At 50.8% G+C, this 17709-nt stretch carries 16 protein-coding genes; 2 read left to right on the top strand and 14 right to left on the bottom strand.

The window, feature by feature from the left end:
- Window positions 1-22: 22 nt before the first annotated feature.
- Window positions 23-694, top strand: coding sequence for an HD domain-containing protein (locus B5F83_RS04540; RefSeq protein ID WP_087277120.1), 672 nt, complete (start codon window positions 23-25; stop codon window positions 692-694).
- Window positions 695-715: 21 nt separating this feature from the next.
- Here B5F83_RS04540 and pfkA read toward each other — a convergent pair whose 3' ends face one another.
- The 8 genes from pfkA to pyrE are packed head-to-tail and all read right to left on the bottom strand — an operon-like array spanning window position 716 to window position 8370.
- On the bottom strand, window positions 716-1693 hold the full coding sequence (pfkA, locus tag B5F83_RS04535) for a 6-phosphofructokinase (RefSeq protein WP_087277118.1): 978 nt from the start codon (window positions 1691-1693) through the stop codon (window positions 716-718).
- 44 nt (window positions 1694-1737) lie between these two features.
- On the bottom strand, window positions 1738-2958 hold the full coding sequence (locus tag B5F83_RS04530; RefSeq protein WP_087277115.1) for a beta-ketoacyl-[acyl-carrier-protein] synthase family protein: 1221 nt from the start codon (window positions 2956-2958) through the stop codon (window positions 1738-1740).
- The gene (gene fabG, locus B5F83_RS04525) at window positions 2955-3710 is read right to left on the bottom strand and encodes a 3-oxoacyl-ACP reductase FabG (protein ID WP_087277112.1); all 756 of its coding nucleotides are present in this window, start codon (window positions 3708-3710) and stop codon (window positions 2955-2957) included. Before fabG ends, B5F83_RS04530 begins: the two co-directional genes overlap by 4 nt.
- 5 nt (window positions 3711-3715) lie before the next feature.
- Window positions 3716-5233, bottom strand: a complete 1518-nt coding sequence (locus tag B5F83_RS04520) for an aromatic amino acid ammonia-lyase (protein ID WP_164484246.1) — start codon at window positions 5231-5233, stop codon at window positions 3716-3718.
- A gap of 7 nt (window positions 5234-5240) precedes the next feature.
- Window positions 5241-5873 carry a CpXC domain-containing protein gene (locus B5F83_RS04515; RefSeq protein WP_158094154.1) on the bottom strand — a complete coding sequence of 211 codons (633 nt, stop codon included), beginning with the start codon at window positions 5871-5873 and terminating at the stop codon, window positions 5241-5243.
- On the bottom strand, window positions 5866-7287 hold the full coding sequence (locus tag B5F83_RS04510) for an rRNA cytosine-C5-methyltransferase (protein ID WP_143822552.1): 1422 nt from the start codon (window positions 7285-7287) through the stop codon (window positions 5866-5868). Before B5F83_RS04510 ends, B5F83_RS04515 begins: the two co-directional genes overlap by 8 nt.
- The gene (locus B5F83_RS04505) at window positions 7284-7739 is read right to left on the bottom strand and encodes a hypothetical protein (RefSeq protein WP_087277100.1); all 456 of its coding nucleotides are present in this window, start codon (window positions 7737-7739) and stop codon (window positions 7284-7286) included. The genes B5F83_RS04510 and B5F83_RS04505 overlap by 4 nt, the downstream gene beginning before the upstream one ends.
- On the bottom strand, window positions 7732-8370 hold the full coding sequence (gene pyrE / locus B5F83_RS04500; RefSeq protein ID WP_087277097.1) for an orotate phosphoribosyltransferase: 639 nt from the start codon (window positions 8368-8370) through the stop codon (window positions 7732-7734). Before pyrE ends, B5F83_RS04505 begins: the two co-directional genes overlap by 8 nt.
- A 72-nt stretch (window positions 8371-8442) precedes the next feature.
- On the opposite strand from pyrE, the gene B5F83_RS04495 reads away from it, so the two are divergent.
- Window positions 8443-9063 (top strand): NUDIX domain-containing protein, encoded by a 621-nt coding sequence (locus B5F83_RS04495; protein ID WP_158094153.1) that lies wholly within the window; start codon window positions 8443-8445, stop codon window positions 9061-9063.
- Window positions 9064-9086: 23 nt separating this feature from the next.
- Here B5F83_RS04495 and B5F83_RS04490 read toward each other — a convergent pair whose 3' ends face one another.
- The 6 genes from B5F83_RS04490 to B5F83_RS04460 all read right to left on the bottom strand — a co-directional run bounded on the left by B5F83_RS04490 (window position 9087) and on the right by B5F83_RS04460 (window position 17689).
- Window positions 9087-9812 carry an outer membrane lipoprotein carrier protein LolA gene (locus tag B5F83_RS04490; RefSeq protein ID WP_087277091.1) on the bottom strand — a complete coding sequence of 242 codons (726 nt, stop codon included), beginning with the start codon at window positions 9810-9812 and terminating at the stop codon, window positions 9087-9089.
- Between the two features lie 21 nt (window positions 9813-9833).
- Window positions 9834-12326 (bottom strand): DNA translocase FtsK, encoded by a 2493-nt coding sequence (locus tag B5F83_RS04485; RefSeq protein ID WP_087277088.1) that lies wholly within the window; start codon window positions 12324-12326, stop codon window positions 9834-9836.
- Window positions 12326-13000, bottom strand: coding sequence for a DUF4290 domain-containing protein (locus tag B5F83_RS04480; protein WP_087277086.1), 675 nt, complete (start codon window positions 12998-13000; stop codon window positions 12326-12328). Before B5F83_RS04480 ends, B5F83_RS04485 begins: the two co-directional genes overlap by 1 nt.
- 56 nt (window positions 13001-13056) lie before the next feature.
- Window positions 13057-14139 (bottom strand): DUF6359 domain-containing protein, encoded by a 1083-nt coding sequence (locus B5F83_RS04475; protein WP_158094152.1) that lies wholly within the window; start codon window positions 14137-14139, stop codon window positions 13057-13059.
- A 157-nt stretch (window positions 14140-14296) separates the two neighbouring features.
- The gene (locus tag B5F83_RS04470) at window positions 14297-14860 is read right to left on the bottom strand and encodes a hypothetical protein (RefSeq protein ID WP_087277080.1); all 564 of its coding nucleotides are present in this window, start codon (window positions 14858-14860) and stop codon (window positions 14297-14299) included.
- A 450-nt stretch (window positions 14861-15310) separates the two neighbouring features.
- Entirely contained in the window at window positions 15311-17689 is a 2379-nt protein-coding gene (locus B5F83_RS04460) for a UvrD-helicase domain-containing protein (protein WP_087277074.1), read from the bottom strand.
- Window positions 17690-17709: the final 20 nt, after the last annotated feature.

Here is a 17709-nt window from a genome sequence, read left to right as displayed (position 1 = left end):
AATTATGGCCATTTTTTAAATTATGGAAAGAAAAGAAATCACATACGAGACAGTAAGGAAGTCGGACGAAATCCGCACATACATCAAACAGGCCGATGAGTCGCTGAAGGCCCTCGGATTTACGGAACATGCTTTCGCGCACTGCACCAAATGCGCAATAAAGGCAGGGGAACTGCTGAAGGAACTCGGTTACAGCGACAGGGATGTGGAACTCGCCATGATTGCGGGCTTCATGCACGACATAGGGAACGTCGTAAACAGGTCCGACCATGCGCAAAGTGGCGCCATCATGGCTTTCAGGATACTTGACAACATGGGGATGTCACCTGTCGAAATCGCCAAAATAGTAACGGCCATCGGGAACCATGACGAATCCACAGCCTACCCGGTCAATGCCATAGCGGCCGCACTGATACTCGCCGACAAGAGCGATGTAAGGCGTTCAAGGGTAAGAAACGGAAGGAAAACGAGTTTCGACATTCATGACAGGGTAAATTTCGCCGCGGTCGAGTCCGACCTCGAATTGGACAAGGATGCCGGAAACATAACCCTCAAACTGAAAATCGACACCCACATCAGCCCGGTAATAGATTATTTTGAGATATTCATGAACAGGATGCTGCTCTGCAAGAAAGCCGCCGCCTTCTTCGACCTCAAATTCAAACTTGTAATAAACGGCTCCGAACTTCTTTAGAAACCCGGAGACGTTTATTTATCATATCGAAAGGATCTTGACCGCATTCAGATCATCCCTGTCGATGACTGCACGGTGGTCTATCGCACGGACGAAAGGCACGAACACATATTCGCCTTTCTGTTTTCCTATCATCACGTTCCTCTGGCCTTCCATCAACGCCGTCACGGCTGCCATACCCATTTTGGACGCAAGAATCCTGTCGCGTGCCGTAGGGGAACCTCCCCTTTGGATATGGCCGAGAATCGTCACCCTCGCATCATACTGGGGGAACTCTTTCTTCACACGCTCGGCAAGCGCCATCGCCCCGCCCGTCTTGGGATTTTCGGCCACTATGACTATGGCCGAATTTTTCGTTTTCCTGAATCCCGTATTTATAAGCTCGGCAAGCTGGTCGATTTCCTCTTCTATCTCCGGTATTATCGCGGCCTCCGAACCTGAGGCTATGGCACCGTTCAAAGCAAGATAACCGGCCGTATTGCCCATTACTTCTACGAAAAACAGGCGCTCATGGCTCGAAGCCGTATCCCTTATCTTGTCCACGCACTCGACAACCGTATTCAGGGCAGTATCGTAACCTATGGTCCAGTCAGTACCGCCGAGGTCGTTGTCTATGGTGCCGGGCAGCCCCACTATAGGGACATTGTATTCTTCGGCGAATATCGTCGCGCCCCTCAGAGAACCGTCCCCTCCTATCACGACAAGGGCATCTATCCCTGCGGCCTTCATGTTTTCATAAGCCGTCTTCCGCCCTTCGGGAGTCATGAATTCCTTGCATCGGGCGGTTTTCAGGATAGTTCCGCCAAGCTGGATGATATTTGAAACGCTGTTGGATTTCAAATCTATTATCTCGTTACAGACAAGGCCCTTGTATCCTCTCATGATACCCTTGACGGCATAGCCGTTATATATTGCAGTCCTTGTCACCGCCCTGATGGCGGCATTCATTCCGGGAGCATCGCCTCCGGAGGTCAAAATACCTATAGTCTTAATAGCCATATCAGAAAAACTTGCAAAACGCAAACTGTCCAGCAAAAAGCATGCTACTCAGCCCTGCCGACGACAAGGGCGCTGTTCGTACCTCCGAAACCGAAAGAATTGCTCAGAAAACAGCGTATGTCAGCCTTTGCTGTATCGGCCACTATGTTCAGAGGAGCGGAGTATTCGTCAGGTTCGGTAAAGTTGATGTTCGGGGCGATGAATCCCCCGCGCATCATCAATATCGAATACACGGTCTCCGATGCCCCGGCCATCCAGCACTCATGGCCTGTCATGCCTTTCGTAGAGGACACCGGAGTGCGGTACCTGCCGAAAAGCCGGTCTATCGCGATTGCCTCATACATGTCCCCCTGCACCGTTGAAGTGGCATGGGCATTGACATAATCTATCCTGTCCGGAGACAGTCCGGCTTCGTCAAGTGCCATGCGCATGGCCTTTTCCGAGCCTTCGGCGCTGGCCGAAGATATCATTCCGCCATTCGAAGAGAAACCGTATCCCAATACTTCGGCAAGGATTACTGCCCCGCGCTCCACGGCATGCCCGTAATCCTCGAGCACAAGGGAGGCGGCACCTCCGGAAGGCACAAGCCCGTCCCGGTATCTGTCAAACGGGCGCGAAGCTCTAGCCGGCTCATCCGTTCTCATAGAGAAAGCGCTTATCCCGTCGAAACTCGCCATTGAAAGATAATTGGTTTCCTGCGCCCCGCCTGCTATGACGACCTTTTGCAGGCCGCTCCTTATGAGCATTGCGGCAAGCCCTATGGCATGGGAACCGCTTGCACACGCGGCTGATACTGTCATATTTATTCCTTTCAGGCGGAAAATCGTCGAAAGGTTCATCGTGACCGTCGAGTTCATGGAGCGGAATATCGAAGCCGCCCCCACGAGGGTCGTATCCTTCTTTTCCAATATCCTCTCATGGCCGCGAATTACGGCCTCAGCCGTGGAATCGTTGCCGTAAATTATGCCTGCACCGCATTTTTCAAGCATATCCGCATCCAGACCCGCATTTTCCACGGCCTCCTTTGTCGCCATATATGCGTATTCTCCTTCTTCGGCAAGGAACTCCCTTTGTTTGCGGTCCAGAATCCCCTTGAGGGAAGGCCTGCGGACTATCCCAGTAAGAGGTGAACGGTAGCCGTACTCCGTGCGCAGAGGGTCAATCCCGATACCCGATTTTCCGGAACGCAGGGACTGCTCCACCTCGCTGCACGACTCCCCTATGCAGGACCATATCCCCATGCCTGTAATCACTACCCTTCTCATGTATAAAGCCCTCCGTTTACAGATATGGTTTCACCGTTGATATAAGACGCATCGTCAGACACTAAGAAAGCCACAGCGCCGGCGACTTCTTCGGGCCTGCCGAAACGCCCGGCAGGTATGGAAGCCTTAAGGCTCTGCTCGTCGAGCCCGGAAACCATATCGGTGGATATATAACCTGGAGCGACGGCATTCACTGTCACATTGCGCCTTGCCACTTCCTGGGCAAGGGCCTTGGTGGCGGCAATCAGTGCCCCCTTGGCAGCCGAATAATTGGCCTGCCCGGGCAAACCCTTTATTCCGGACAGGGAGGCTACATTGACTATCCGGCCCCGTCTTTCCGACAGCATGCCTTTCAGTACGCGCCGGGTAACATAGAAAAACGAATCCAAATCCGTCGAAAGCACATGCTTCCATTGTTCGTCCGACATGAAAACCATAAGGCTGTCATCCCTTATCCCGGCATTGTTTACCAAAACAGAGATAAAATCGCCCGGATGCCGGTTTTCCCACGAATCCATGGCTTCTTCCACCGCAACCGGGTCGGAGACATCGAAACGCAGAAGTTCCGCCCTGCCGCCTGAAGCCGTTATTTCATCCGCCACTCCGGCAGCGGCCGCATCGTTGGAGAGATAATTTACAATCACATCATAGCCTTCGGCCGCGAGCCTGAGGGCCACCGCCCTGCCTATTCCGCGCGAAGCCCCGGTAACAAGAGCATATTTCCGCCTGTTTTCATAGTTTTCAGTTTTCATAGTTTTCAGTTTTTAAGAAAATCTGTCACACGTTCGACAAACCGGTACAGAGGCTTGTCATCGGAAAAAGCCGGAAACATACCGCGTATGTCATCATAGAATTCCTTCGTTGCGGGGGCAAGCATGCCCTGAATTCCAAGGGCGTCGACCGCATTCGCAAGGGCCATTGAATGTATGGCCATTACCTGGAAAGAGTTGTCAATCACCTTGGCCGCCAACAGCGCCGAATTGGTTCCCATCGACACTATATCCTGATTGTCATTGTTGTTCGGAATGGAATGCACATAATTCGGCATGGACAGGGTCTGGCATTCGGCCGTAGTCGATGTCGCCGTAAACTGGGCCGCCTGCATCCCGTAATTGAGTCCGAGACGTCCGAGATTGACGAATGGCGGCAGGATGCCGTTCAGCTTGTCATGCATCAGATAATTCAACTGGCGCTCGGCAAGCATCGTCATCTTCGTGACGGCTATCTTTACCTTGTCCATTTCGAAGGAAACATAGTCCCCATGGAAGTTCCCCCCATGAAGTACTGTGCCGTTTTCCCTGTCGACCACAGGATTGTCGCTCGACGAGTTGAGTTCGTCGACAACCGTGTTCTCGGCATTGGACAATGTTTCATACACTGGGCCGAGCACCTGCGGGACACATCTGAGCGAATAGTAAGGCTGGACCTTCCTGTCGAAGACCGAAACATCCTTGTGGCCGTTGTCGTAAAGCTCCTTCTTCCTGTCCCTTATCATCTTGCTTCCTTCGAGCAAATCCCTCATTCCCTTTGCTATGGCCGCCTGCCCTCCATGACGTTTTACGGCCTGCAACCTGTCATCGAGGAAATCCCCGTAAGATGAAGCCACCTCGTTCATCAGCGAAGAAGTCATCATCGACCAGTAAACCAGCCTGCCGGCCATAATCATATTGACCAGGGCTATCCCAGTCATCATCGAAGTTCCGTTAGTCAGGGCAAGGCCTTCGCGGATATATATCCTTATCGGATGGAGGCCTTCCTGTTTCATTATATCGGAAGTCTTGTACCAACGGCCCTTATGCCTCACTTCGCCTTCGCCTATGAGCGCAAGGGCTATATGGGCGAGCTGGACAAGGTCTCCGGAAGCCCCCACACTGCCGTGCGAAGGGACTTTCGGGATAATGTCCCTGTTGATGAATTCCGTCAGAAGCGCCACCGAAGACCAGTGTATCCCGGAATATCCCTGGACGAAGGTGACGACCCTCGCAATCATGGCCGCCTTCACATAAATGTCGGGCAACGGCTCCCCTGCCCCTGTGGAATGGCTTCTGATTATATTGTACTGCAACTGTTTCAAATCCTTGTCCGGCACCCGGTACTGCGCCATAGGGCCGAAACCGGTATTTATCCCGTAAATCACTTTATCGGAAGAATATTCCGCAAGAAAGGCGCAACTGTCCTCCACCCTTTTGCGGGCGGCGGCCGAAACGGCAAGCTTCTCGTTTTCGAAAAGCAGCGCTTCCACCTGCTCCAATGTCAGCTCTCTGTCCAATGTTATCATATCATCACTTCAATTTAGACATTATCCATGAATAATCAACTCTCACGAAACCGGGCCCGGGCTTCATATCCGGATTACGCTCCACAATGGCTTCGCAATCGGTATATATTTCGGGCGATACATTGTAATACTCGTGTCCGCCGTCCGCTTTGACCACGGAAATCCTCAATTCGCGGCAAAGCCCGCCATCGAAACGGATTCCATGAAAGAAAAAATTGCCGGAAGCACCGGATTCCTGCCTGAAAACATATTCCGAAAGTTCCACGGCCACATCGGATGCGCCCTGCTCGAAAATCTGTATTTTCTCGGCAAGCCTCAGTACATTGTCCACTTTCCGGCAGGTATAATCCGGCAACAGCCGGGCGACCTTCAGACCATATTCTTCTATGTTCGGGTCATACGCGCTGTAAGGGACCATCCATATCATGAATTTCCTTCCGGGGTCATGATAGAGAAGCGGATATTCCGCATACGTGGTTTCGCCGCAGGCCGGACACACCCATCTCAGGAGGGAACCGTCGAGAATTTTCAATCTCAAATCAGGCTCCGACGAAGCATTGACCGACGGATATTTTCTCACTTCCGCGCAATGTCCGCATACCGGGCACCTGCAAATATATTTGCTGTCTTCATTCATCATTACGTAATTTTATGTCCATCCTTATCCTGCGTGAGGACGGATGCAGATTGTTCATCCTGGCGCCTATGTTCTTCACGAAGCCTATCGGCAGCCCTCCGTATTCCACGGCAAGGTACCCTTTCGGGTAACCTGAAAGGAAAATATTTTCCTTGGCCAGAAACCTCAACGCCGTTTCCCTGTCCACGGGCATCCGCGGGTAGAAGTCCCTTTCATAGGCGGAAGACAGGGCCAGGGAGGCATCGGGCACGAAATCCTTTCCGCGCATGGAGCCGGCAATCACCCCTGCCGAGAGCACAGGAACCGCCTGCCTTATATACGGCAGCATGCCGCACAGGTTTTCGGGAAGGACTTCCACCGCTTCCCCGTCAGCATTCCGCAAAGAAAACATTTTTCTGTCGAAGGCCTTTTCAAGAAAACCCTTTACCGGCACATATCCGGCTTTCTTTTCCGGATATGCGGCAAAAGCCCCCTCCGGCTTCCTTACGGCGGCACAATATTGCCCTTCTCCTTCAGTAACCCCGTATATGAAAAGCATGCCTCCGTGCTCGTCCGGGATGGCCCCGGCGTTTTCCGCTTCTGGACAGCGGACCGGTACGGATTCCGCTCCGAAAGACGACTTCATCCACGCGATATTGTCACCGTTTTCATATCTGTTGTAAGTACAGGTCGAATATATGAGCACCCCTCCGGGTTTCAGTGCCGGCCACACGTCTGCAAGTATCCTTTTCTGGCGTGCGGAACAGAGCGAAACCGTATCTTCCGACCACTGACCCAATGCAGAAGGGTCTTTTCTGAACATCCCTTCGCCCGAGCAGGGCGCATCCACAATCACAAAATCGAAAAAATCCACGAGGTGTTTTCCGAAACGCGAAGGGTCTCCGCACGTAACGGCGACATCGGGGCTACCCCATATCATCACATTGTCCCTGAGGGTGCCGACACGCTGCCGGATTACTTCATTGGCCACAAGCAAGCTCCCTTCCGGCATCCTTGAAGCCAGGTCGGTAGTCTTCCCTCCCGGCGCCGCACAGAGGTCCAGTATTTTCAGGGGACATCCACCCAGCCCGGAATCTCCGAGAATGGCGCTGAATGCGTGGCCTATAAACATCGAGGATATATCCTGGACATAATATGCCCCCGCATGAAAATAAGGATCCAGCGTAAAAACGGGCCTGTTTTCCAATATCGCCCCAAAACGGGACCAGGGCACCGGCCTGTACCTGTAACCAGCATTGTCAGCACCAGCAAATTTCGAAGGATTGACCCTGATTGAAGTGCATGGAAGAGATGACAGGGAAGCGACGGCAACCGATGCTTTCTCATGTCCGGCTACATCGGTCAGATAACGGACAAATGCATCCGGGATATTGCCGGTCGTGCTATTGCCGGGGACATCCATACTGCCGGTCAAAATTTGCCCGCACCGTATTTCGAAGGGTCGAAACCTTCGGGGAATTTCCCTTGTGCGGCATCCGCAAGCGTATCGACGAGCTTGTCCACAGCCTCGCGCAGCTTGCCGCCAATCATCATGCCCATCATCGAGCCGAGCTGTGCTTCGAGGTCGATATGGAAATCCGTAGCCTCTCCGCCCTCCGCATCGTCGAAATGCAGCCTGAATGAAAAATTGACCGGAGATTCAGTGCTTTCGAAAGCTATTTCCGAATAAGGCACGCGCGACACGACCTTCACTCCGAGCCTGATTCCCTGCACCGTACCTGAAATCGAATCGAAATCCGCAGTCACTCCTTCCTTCCTGTCCTCAGGAAGAAAGTTGACGAAATTGCGCATATCGGTAAAGGCCATATAAATTTCATACGGCCTCTTGGCTATGACAGCATGCTTGCTTGTTATCTGCTTACTCATTCTTTCCCCAATTGGCAGGAGAATATCTCCATTCGCGAAGCAGTTCCATATCTTCTTCCCTGATATAGCCGCATGACTGCGCCATATCCAGCAAGGTATCGTAATTCGTAAGCGTATGCAGTTCTACGTTGGCATTTTCGAAGGCCTCACGCGACTGAGGGAAATTGTAGCTGAATATCGCAACCATACCGGAAACTATCGCACCGCTGCGCCTCAACGCATCAACTGCGGACAGGGACGAATTGCCGGTAGATATCAGGTCTTCGATGACCACCACCTTGGCCCCTTCCGGAAGCACGCCCTCGATCATCGCTCCGGTACCGTGGTCCTTTGGTTTAGGCCTTACATAAATGAACGGTTTTTCCAGAATCTCGGCCACCAATATACCTATTGCGATGGCACCCGTCGCAACACCTGCCACTATATCGGACTCTTTGAAATTTTCCTTTACTGTCTCGGCTATCCATTTGGCGATTTCACGTCTCAACTTCGGATACGAGAGTATCTTCCTGTTATCGCAATAAATCGGCGATTTCCATCCTGAAGCCCACGTATACGGCTTTTCAGGGGACAAAGTCACGGCCTTTATTTCAAGAAGGGACTCAGCAACCTTTTTTTCTATTTTTTCCATAATTCCTAAAAAATGAATACCGGTGCAAATTTAAGAAAAATTAATAATTTTGGCATTTCAAATACAATATTCATGTTCAAGGTATATTTTGAAAACAGGGCGATAATTATCTGCGGGGAGGACGACAACTTTCCCGAAGATGCCAATGCCGTGATACTGAGACTTAACGGGGAAAAAGACTTCAGGGAGACTGTCAGGCTTTTCGAAAACGGGAAAGGGCTCGAAAGGCTTTATATTCCTACGGAAGAGCCGGAAAAACTTTTCAACAGATTCCGCAAGGCATTTTCCGAAATAGATGCAGGCGGAGGACTCGTCGAAAACCGGCGCGGGGACTATCTTATGATTTACAGAAACGGACTCTGGGACCTGCCGAAAGGAAAACGGGAGAAGGGCGAAAAAAGGAAAGCGACCGCCCTGAGGGAAGTCCGCGAAGAAACCGGGCTCAGGGAAATCAGTCCGGGAGGATTGATCTGTGTCACCCACCACTGCTACAGATGGAAAGGCCAGGGAGAACTCATAATGAAGCACACCTACTGGTACCGGATGACCTATACGGCGCCTATAGAACTCATTCCACAGACCGAAGAAGACATTACAAAAGCTACCTGGATAGCGAAAAGTACCTTGCCATCCTTCCTGACCAACACTTATCCGTCAATCACGGAAGTATTCAGGGAGGCAGGCATAATCTGAGCGGCGATATTCCCCAAAACCGCTTAAAAACCGGACCTTAAATCATTGATGAAATAGCCCTCCATTTCAAGAGCTTCCAAATCAGGGGTAAAGCCGCGGGCGGAAAAGACTCCCGACACGGACATTGAAAAATCGTCCATATCAACAGTGACGGATGTTTGCCTCCGGCTGCCATCACGGGATTCTCCCCCTTGCACGATGCCAAGTTCCAATCCGGCCAGGCCGGTCCCGTCGGGAAGCACATACAATGTAAGATAAGACAGTCCCGCCTCATCTCCCGCAGGAACCAGTTCGACTGCATAACACCGACTTTCACTGGAACCCTGCCAGGTCCGCTTCTTCACACTGAATCCCTGGGGCAATTCAAAAAGTACCGACAAAGGGTTGGACAGTACGGAACGGCTCTCCATGTCGAAATCCGTCACCGTAACCTCTTTGGAACCGCTGTCTATGATATAATTGTATTTTCCGTCATTCAGAATCTCCGTCCCGTCACCGAAGGCACGATACCCGTCAGAGGCGGTCTCGATGGAAAACCGGGATTTTCCCGAATACTTGCCTTCCTTTATCTCCATCGTCCCCGATGCCCTTATCCTCCCATCCGCACTTTCTTTCAGCGCGGCAATCCCGGATACGAACACATCGAAAGGATCCGCCGCTCCCGAATCACCGGTCCTGGCGGCGGCACCGGAAGCTCCGGGCAACAGCATTATCAGCAGCAATGCTATGGAAAAGATTGTTTTAGCCATAATAAACCAGCCTTAAATAAATCAATCAAGGGTCTTTAAAAGCTCGTCCAACTGGTCGAAATCCAGCACAAGCACCTTCCTTGCCTTGGATCCTTCACTCGGGCCCACTATTCCGGCCGCTTCGAGCTGATCCATTATCCTTCCGGCCCGGTTGTAACCTATCTCCATCTTCCTCTGGAGAAGTGAGGTCGACCCCTGCTGATTGGCAACAATAAGCCTTGCGGCCTCATCGAACAAAGGATCGCGCTTACCGAGATCCACGGACGAAATATCCGACTCGTCATCGCACTCCGGAAGGTAATAAGGGGAACCGTAACCTTGCTGCGACCCTATGAATTCGGAAATCCTTATGGCCTCGTCGGTATCCACGAAGGCACACTGCACACGGCACATCTCCTGCCCGGCAATCATCACAAGCATGTCTCCCCTTCCTATCAGCCTGTTGGCCCCGACATCATCGATGATGGTCCTGGAGTCCACTCCAGACAACACCTTGAAGGCTATGCGCGAAGGGAAATTGGCTTTGATCGTACCGGTAATGACATCTGTCGTCGGCCTTTGGGTCGCGATAATAAGATGTATTCCGACAGCCCTCGCCTTCGCAGCCAGTCTCGATATAGGCTCCTCGATTTCTTTTCCGGCAGTTATCAGCAGGTCCGCAAACTCGTCTATGACGACAACGATATAAGGCAGGAACTTATGCCCGTTGTTAGGATTGAGCTTCCTGTCGAGGAAACGTGCGTTGTAATCCTTTATATTCCTCTCCTTGGCCATTTCGAGAAGCTCATAGCGCGACTCCATCTCCATGCACAATGACTTCAACGTCGTCACGACCTTGGATGTATCCGTCAGGATAGGCTTCTCCTCCCCCGGAAGTGTCGCAAGAAAATGGTTCTTTATGGCGCCGTAAATGGACAGTTCCACCCTCTTCGGATCCACAAGCACCAGTTTCAGCTCGGCAGGATGTTTCGAATAGAGCAGGGATGTCAGGATAGCGTTAAGCCCTACCGATTTTCCCATACCTGTCGCACCTGCTACCAAAAGATGAGGGGCCTTCGTCAAATCGAAAGCGAGCACCTTCTGGGATATGGTATACCCAAGGGCTATCGGAAGTTCGAATTTATTGTTCCTGAATGCTGGATCGTTCAGTATCGACTTCATCGGCACTGTGCTCGGCCTGTCATTAGGGACTTCTATTCCGATTGTGTTCAATAATGTGATGACCCTTACGCCATGAACACCTATCGAACGTGCTATATCCTCTTCAATCCTCTTGATCTGCGCGACCTTGGTACCTGGGGCAGGTACTATTTCATACAGTGTGACAGTCGGCCCTTTACGGGCGAAAATGCTCTGGATTTGTATCTTGTACTCCGCAAGGGCGGCAGTTATCCTCATGTTGTTCCTTTGCAGCTCCGCCTGGGAAATGTCATACCACCTGTCACTGTAATCGTTGAGAAGTTCCAGACCCGGGAACTCGTAATGCGGCAAATCAAGTCTCGGGTCATATTTTTCCGAAACGCTGCCGTCCGGCACTTCATCACCTCCCGATATGTTTATTTCCTCAACAAAAACCTCTCCGGGCACGGAGACTTCCTCCTTTTCTTTCACCTCCATAATCCGGTCTCTGCCAGCATCATCGACTTCCTCACCTTCGGAATCACACGCATCATATCCGTCTTCTTCGTCCTCATCATCCTCCTCCTCATCATCCTCCTCCTCATCATCATTCTCCTCATCTTCATCTTCCTCGTCGTCATCGCCGCCTTCACCGTCTTCTTCCTCATCGTCAACACTATCGTCATTTTCCTCATCATCTCCACCCGCGGCCGTATCGTCACCGGTGTCCGTACCCTCATCGGCACCGGCAGCCTTTCCCGCACCGGCAATCCTTCCCTTACCCTCGCCCAAGGACGAAATCCACGAAGCGAAACGGTTGCTTGCAAACAGAAGGAAAAGTATGATGGCGGCAACCAGGACCAACACGGTACCGACAGTCCCCATCAACGACTCCATTTCATTGACCATAGCCGTCCCGTATGCGCCGCCTATGCCTTCACCGAATACCGGAAAATCTCCGAAAAATCCTACTATGCAGGTTGAGACAAGGGACAGCAGCACTGCCGCAAAGACGGCAAGGAACAGTATGCGGAAAAACCTGACTCTGCGGTTGAGACATCTCAAAGCAGCTATTGCAAAGACAGCCACCACCGCAAAGGCGCCGATTCCGAACATTTTCGTTACCAAAAGGCGGGCCCATTTGAAACCCAGACGGCCGCCGCTGTTCCTGGCAATTTCATCGGCAGATGAAGTCAGCAGGCTCTGGTCCGCCGTCCATGTAAAGATATATGAAACGACGGCAATCAGAGTGTAGACCGACAGGATGCCGAGGAATATGCCGCACACATTTCGTATTATCTTGACATTGCGAGGATTGAAAGTGCGCCGCTTCTTTGCCGTCCTGGACTTTTTGCCTGATACGGATGCTTTCTTCTTTTTATGCTTGGTAGCCATCAGCTGTTCCTTCTTTTGGCCTGTTGCTGCTTGTTTTTCTTCGCGTTCTGACTCTTGTTACGTTTGGATACAGGGTTAAGGCCGGGCCGTGCAAACGTAGCATCCGAAGCAATCTTGGTAAGCACGAGGTCTTCCGGGACCTTTATCCTTCCCGAAGACATGCGTTCGATATCTTTGAAAATGGTATCGTCAGTAACACTGTCCTTGTTCCATATAAGGTATTGCTGCCTCATATATATGGCAAGGGAACGTATCATGGATGTCTTCATCTCATCATCGGGCCTGTTCGCTATCACATCTATGATACTTTCGATATTCCTTCCGTAATGCGTGGCACGGATAGGCCTGGTATTCCTGACAATGGGGTTGGGCCTGACGTCCTTCGACTCCTCACGAAGCACAGGATAAGGGGCATCCCCATCCTGAAGCTTGAAGTGCGAGATGACCTGAACATGGTCCCACAGTTTCTGCATGGCCTCGGCATTATCCTTCCCATGTCCTTCAAGGGAACGCATGACATCCACGATGCACTGCAACTGTTCCCTCCTTTTTTCAGGGTCTTCCATACTCACGACATGTTCTATCATTTTCTGAACATGCCTGCCGTGCTCGGGCATTATAAGTTTTTCCCTCTGGGTATTATAGTCCTTAAAATACAAATCGTTGTCGTCCATACCTGATTTCCGTTAATATACGGATGCAAATATACAACAAAAATCGTAACGGCTTCCTACCTTATCTCATATTCCGTGACATCTTTTATTCCGGCAAGACCGAAATACGATGCCACTATGTTTCCTTTCAGAAACACCCTTTTGCCAAGCAGTCCCGGATTGTCCACAAGGTTCAGACCGTCCCTGACATCGCCTACCGGCAAAGACACCGACAGGCACTCGTCCCTGTCCCTGACATTCCTCGATGCGGCGATTGCAAGATTGGTATAGGTGCGGAAAGGGGCGGCAAATGAAATACCCGACGATGTAAGGTCGCCCCCGACAATGTAGCCGCAGACCCAAAGTCCCTTTTCACCGGCACGTCCGCGCGCTTCGTCGACCGAAAGCGCATCTTCGATGCTGCCTCCCTTATCGCCGCCGAACGAATAATCGAATTCGTTCCAGACACGGGAAGTATCCACCGATATGCTGATACCGGCCTTGTCGGCAACCCCGCCGCCGTCATCCCCGCTCCCGAGATTTACGATCAGTATTTCGCGGGCATCAAGGACTTTTGTAAAGAGGACCTTTTCAACCCCGTCGAATAAAAATTTCAGAGAAACGGCTCCCGGATTGAAATACGCTATCCTCTTCTCATTGTATGAATACATGAGCCTGCCGTCGGAAGAGGTCAGGAACAGGACTCCCCCGTCATAATCTGAGATGAAACCGCTGTTGATTACGAGTTTCACACCGGAATTGAGCTGGGCACAGCCGAATTGTACGGAAGCCTCCTCATCCGCTTCGAGCACGAAACACACCTCGTCACCGAACTGCGGAGCATCGAAGGCCGGGACATTGAACTCCCTCGAAATCACTTTTGCCGTATAGCTTCCCGGGGCAAGCTCGAAACGCTCGGGCTTGTCTCCGTACAATCCCGAATAGACATACTTCCCCGAAGCATCGGAAAGATACAGGATAAAATCATTCGTATCGGGCAGGGTCAGGGAACCCGCCTTCGTTTCAGGTTCGAAAAAATCCCCGAAACTGAACACAAGGCTTGCATAGCCTTCGGGGAGCCTGTCCCGCGTACAGGAAATGAATGAAAATGCGACCAACAGGCATAATGCCGGCAAAATACCAAAAACAAAACGTTTCATAAAATTTCCACCGACCACAACTGCACTGCAAATATAAGCCGCCATCCGAAGAAAAAACCTCAAAAAAAGAAAAATTTCGCCACAAAACGTTTTGTGGCGAAATAATATATAATCTTGCGATTTTCCGATGCAAATCAGGACAAGTTTTAGAAGCTGTTTAAAATATCAGACCTATTCCCAAAGCCGCTATCGGAGCCCATACATAACCTGTTCCGGTCCCCATGGTTATGTCCGGCGAAAAACGGCATTTCGCCCCTATGTCCAATGATACTTTACCGAAATTGATTACAAATCCAAGCCCTGGAGTTACGACAAATGCCGCCGAGGCCGGATAATAATCGGAAACGTCTGGCTCTGGGTGGGTATAACCTGGAAGAATGACACCCACTCCTGCCTGCAAGCCTATGTATCCCTGAACCCTGCCTCTCCACGGATAGAACCATTTTCCGTGGGCGGTAACGTCAATATAATTTCCTCCGTACAGCCAGTTATAATCCAATCCGACACCGGCATACAGATTCTCTTTCGGGAAAACGGCCCCGTGCGAAGTATGCAAGTAAAAGCCCAGAAAGGCCATACCCCCGTTTACACTTCCCATATAATGGATTCGGGTATCTCCATGTATGACCGAAGGCCGCACCGCGGTTCCGTCCCCATCATCCTTAGCCATCACCGCAAAAGGCAATGACAGAGCCAAAAGCAAAACAAATAATTTTTTCATAACAGTATGTTTTTATAAATCAATATGTTACAATCGTTTCCGGTCAGAGTACACGTTATTAAGAAAAACACACCGAACAGGGAGAACTATTCGGAAACGAAAGTGCTGAAGTCGATATTTCCAGCTATCAGAATAACTGAAAGTATTATTTGTTCAGTAATAATCATAAAAAATATTTTTTCAAAAATACATTTTTTTTACGGAAAAATAATTTTACATGTTTTTTTTGAGAAGTTGTTTAAGAATTTTTCTCGGGGGGGGGAAAAAGATTCGGGGCCGCACGCGACGGTATAAATGCAAGGACTATGAATGAATGCAAGGACCGGGGACACCGTTTGACGGCGGTATCCACCGTGATTATTCGCCGGAAAACCGGAAAGTGAACCAGTCTGTCGCGAATTTGGTGCACTTTCCCGGAATCATGAAGAAACAGCTCCGGTATTCAGGGAATTATTTTTCTTCTGCACGCCGCAATTTGGCGAATTTCATAAGCAGGACCTTTTCCCCGAAATTGTCGAAACGCACTACGGCCTTCAGGTCATTGCCGGAGCCCTCCATGCGGACAATTACGCCGAAACCGAAACGGCTGTGCTCCACCCTCATTCCGGTAGAAAAGGACATCACGGGATCAGGAATGAAATCCTTGTCCGAAACCTTTCCAGGGGCCGGGGACGATGATGAAGGACGGGGCTGGAAACCTGTGCCACGGGAAACTGCATCACGGGAAGTTGTGCCATGGAAAGTTGCGCCACTGAAAGCCGTGTCATGGAAACGTGCCGGTCCTGATGATGTTTGAAGACGGGAGGACGGCACGGAAATGTATTCCGGGTCGATTTCATCGATAAAGCGGCTCGGCGGATTGCTTACATGCTGGCCGTACTTCATACGGGATGAAGCGTATGACAGGGTGACAGCCGTTTCGGCACGGGTCATGGCGACATAAAACAGCCTGCGCTCCTCTTCGATTTCCCGCTCCGAATATATGCAATTGGCTGAAGGAAAAAGATTTTCCTCCATTCCGGCGACATATACGTATGGAAATTCGAGACCTTTCGAAGAATGAATCGTCATCAGCGTAACGCTGTCTTTCGGAGCATCTTTGCCTCCGTCGGAATCCACATCGCTCATAAGCGATATGTTTTCAAGAAAATCCGACATGGTTATAACCGGATTTTCCTCCGGGGACTGTCCGTCATGCTCTATCTGATACAGCTCGTTCCTCGTATTGGTCTCCTCTTCCACAAAAGCCTCGGCCGCATTGAGAAGTTCGTCTATGTTTTCAAGCCGCGACTGCCCCTCCATGCTCCTGTCCTCCTTGTACATGCTGTAAATCCCGCTTGCAAGCGCCAGTGATCTGGCAATCGCCGAAGCATCCGAAGACGGGGCAGATTCGATGAATGCCTCCATAAGCTGCACGAAATCCCCGATACGCTTGATGGCAGCAGGCTTCAGACCGTATGAAGCCAGGTCCAGAGTGACTATGGCATCCCACAGGGAAACGCCTTTATCGGTAGCGGCGGCGGAAAGCATGGCCATGGACGTAGGGCCTATGCCCCTTGCCGGTATGTTGATTATGCGCCTGAGCGCCTCGTTATCGGAAGGATTGACTATGAATCTGAAATAGGCAAGCAGGTTCTTCACCTCTTCCCTGTCGTAAAACGAATGGCCGGAATATATTATATAAGGTATATTGCGGCGGCGCAGGGCCTCCTCAAGCACGCGGGACTGCGCATTCGTCCTGTACAGTACGGCGAAGTCCTTGTACGCGGCATCGTCCGAAGCCTTCCTCGTCATTATCGAAGAAGCTATGAGCATCGCCTCCTCCTGGTCAGTGAAAGCCTTGATTATCTTTATTTTATCCCCATCCTCGCCTTGCGAGAAACATTTTTTCTCGATACGCTCCTTGTTTTTCTCTATCAGCGAATTGGCCGCATTCACTATATTTTTCGTGGAACGGTAATTCTGTTCGAGCCTGAACATGCGGCAATCATCATAATCCTTTTTGAAACTCAGGATATTTTCCACCCTCGCCCCGCGGAAGGCATATATCGACTGGGAATCGTCCCCGACGACACAGATGTTACGGCTTTTCTCGGAGAGTTTTTTTATAATAAGATACTGGGCGTAATTGGTATCCTGGTACTCGTCCACGAGTATGTAACGGAACCGTTCCTGCAATGATTCGAGGACATCGTGATTGTCGCGCAGCAGGATGTTCATATTCAGGAGAATATCATCGAAATCCATTACCCCGGACACCTTGCAGCGTTTGGCATAGAGCGAATATATCTCGCAAATCTGCCCGCGCCTGGCAGCGAAATCGTTCTGGATGATTTGCGGATTGTTCCGGTAGGCCGAAGGGGTAATAAGATTGTTCTTGGCCATGGAGATGCGGGAAAGCACGTCGGCAGGTTTGTAGACCTTTTCATCGAGCTGCAAGTCCTTGACACAGGCCTTCAGTGCATTACGCGAATCATTGGTGTCATATATCGTGAAGGCCTCGGGATAATCTATCCGCTCATGGTATTCGCGCAGGAATTTTATGAAAACGCTGTGGAAAGTTCCCATATAGATACGGCGGGCCTTCCAGCCTATCAACGCCCTTATCCTCTCCATCATCTCGCCGGCCGCCTTTTTCGTGAAAGTGAGGGCGAGAATCGTCTCCGGGGGAATGCCGCTTTCAACCATATATGCTATCCTGTTCGTAAGGACACGTGTTTTCCCAGAACCGGCTCCGGCTATTATCAGCACCGGGCCATCAATGCAGCCTACGGCCTTTTTCTGCTCATCATTAAGACCATCGAAAATCTTGCTTCCACTATTCTCCATAATAGATGCAAAATTAATGA

Source organism: Muribaculum sp. An289, from assembly GCF_002159555.1.
Classification (GTDB): Bacteria; Bacteroidota; Bacteroidia; order Bacteroidales; family UBA932; genus Merdivivens; species Merdivivens faecigallinarum.
Note: the sequence above shows the minus strand (reverse complement) of the source record. Positions and strands in the feature narration are given on the sequence as shown.

Coding starts and splice junctions, on each gene's coding strand:
- B5F83_RS04540 (WP_087277120.1), top strand. CDS start 23: ATGGAAAGAAAAGAAATCACATACGAGACAGTAAGGAAGTCGGACGAA.
- pfkA (WP_087277118.1), bottom strand. CDS start 1,693: ATGGCTATTAAGACTATAGGTATTTTGACCTCCGGAGGCGATGCTCCC.
- B5F83_RS04530 (WP_087277115.1), bottom strand. CDS start 2,958: ATGAGAAGGGTAGTGATTACAGGCATGGGGATATGGTCCTGCATAGGG.
- fabG (WP_087277112.1), bottom strand. CDS start 3,710: ATGAAAACTGAAAACTATGAAAACAGGCGGAAATATGCTCTTGTTACC.
- B5F83_RS04515 (WP_158094154.1), bottom strand. CDS start 5,873: ATGAATGAAGACAGCAAATATATTTGCAGGTGCCCGGTATGCGGACAT.
- B5F83_RS04505 (WP_087277100.1), bottom strand. CDS start 7,739: ATGAGTAAGCAGATAACAAGCAAGCATGCTGTCATAGCCAAGAGGCCG.
- pyrE (WP_087277097.1), bottom strand. CDS start 8,370: ATGGAAAAAATAGAAAAAAAGGTTGCTGAGTCCCTTCTTGAAATAAAG.
- B5F83_RS04495 (WP_158094153.1), top strand. CDS start 8,443: ATGTTCAAGGTATATTTTGAAAACAGGGCGATAATTATCTGCGGGGAG.
- B5F83_RS04490 (WP_087277091.1), bottom strand. CDS start 9,812: ATGGCTAAAACAATCTTTTCCATAGCATTGCTGCTGATAATGCTGTTG.
- B5F83_RS04485 (WP_087277088.1), bottom strand. CDS start 12,326: ATGGCTACCAAGCATAAAAAGAAGAAAGCATCCGTATCAGGCAAAAAG.
- B5F83_RS04480 (WP_087277086.1), bottom strand. CDS start 13,000: ATGGACGACAACGATTTGTATTTTAAGGACTATAATACCCAGAGGGAA.
- B5F83_RS04475 (WP_158094152.1), bottom strand. CDS start 14,139: ATGAAACGTTTTGTTTTTGGTATTTTGCCGGCATTATGCCTGTTGGTC.
- B5F83_RS04470 (WP_087277080.1), bottom strand. CDS start 14,860: ATGAAAAAATTATTTGTTTTGCTTTTGGCTCTGTCATTGCCTTTTGCG.
- B5F83_RS04460 (WP_087277074.1), bottom strand. CDS start 17,689: ATGGAGAATAGTGGAAGCAAGATTTTCGATGGTCTTAATGATGAGCAG.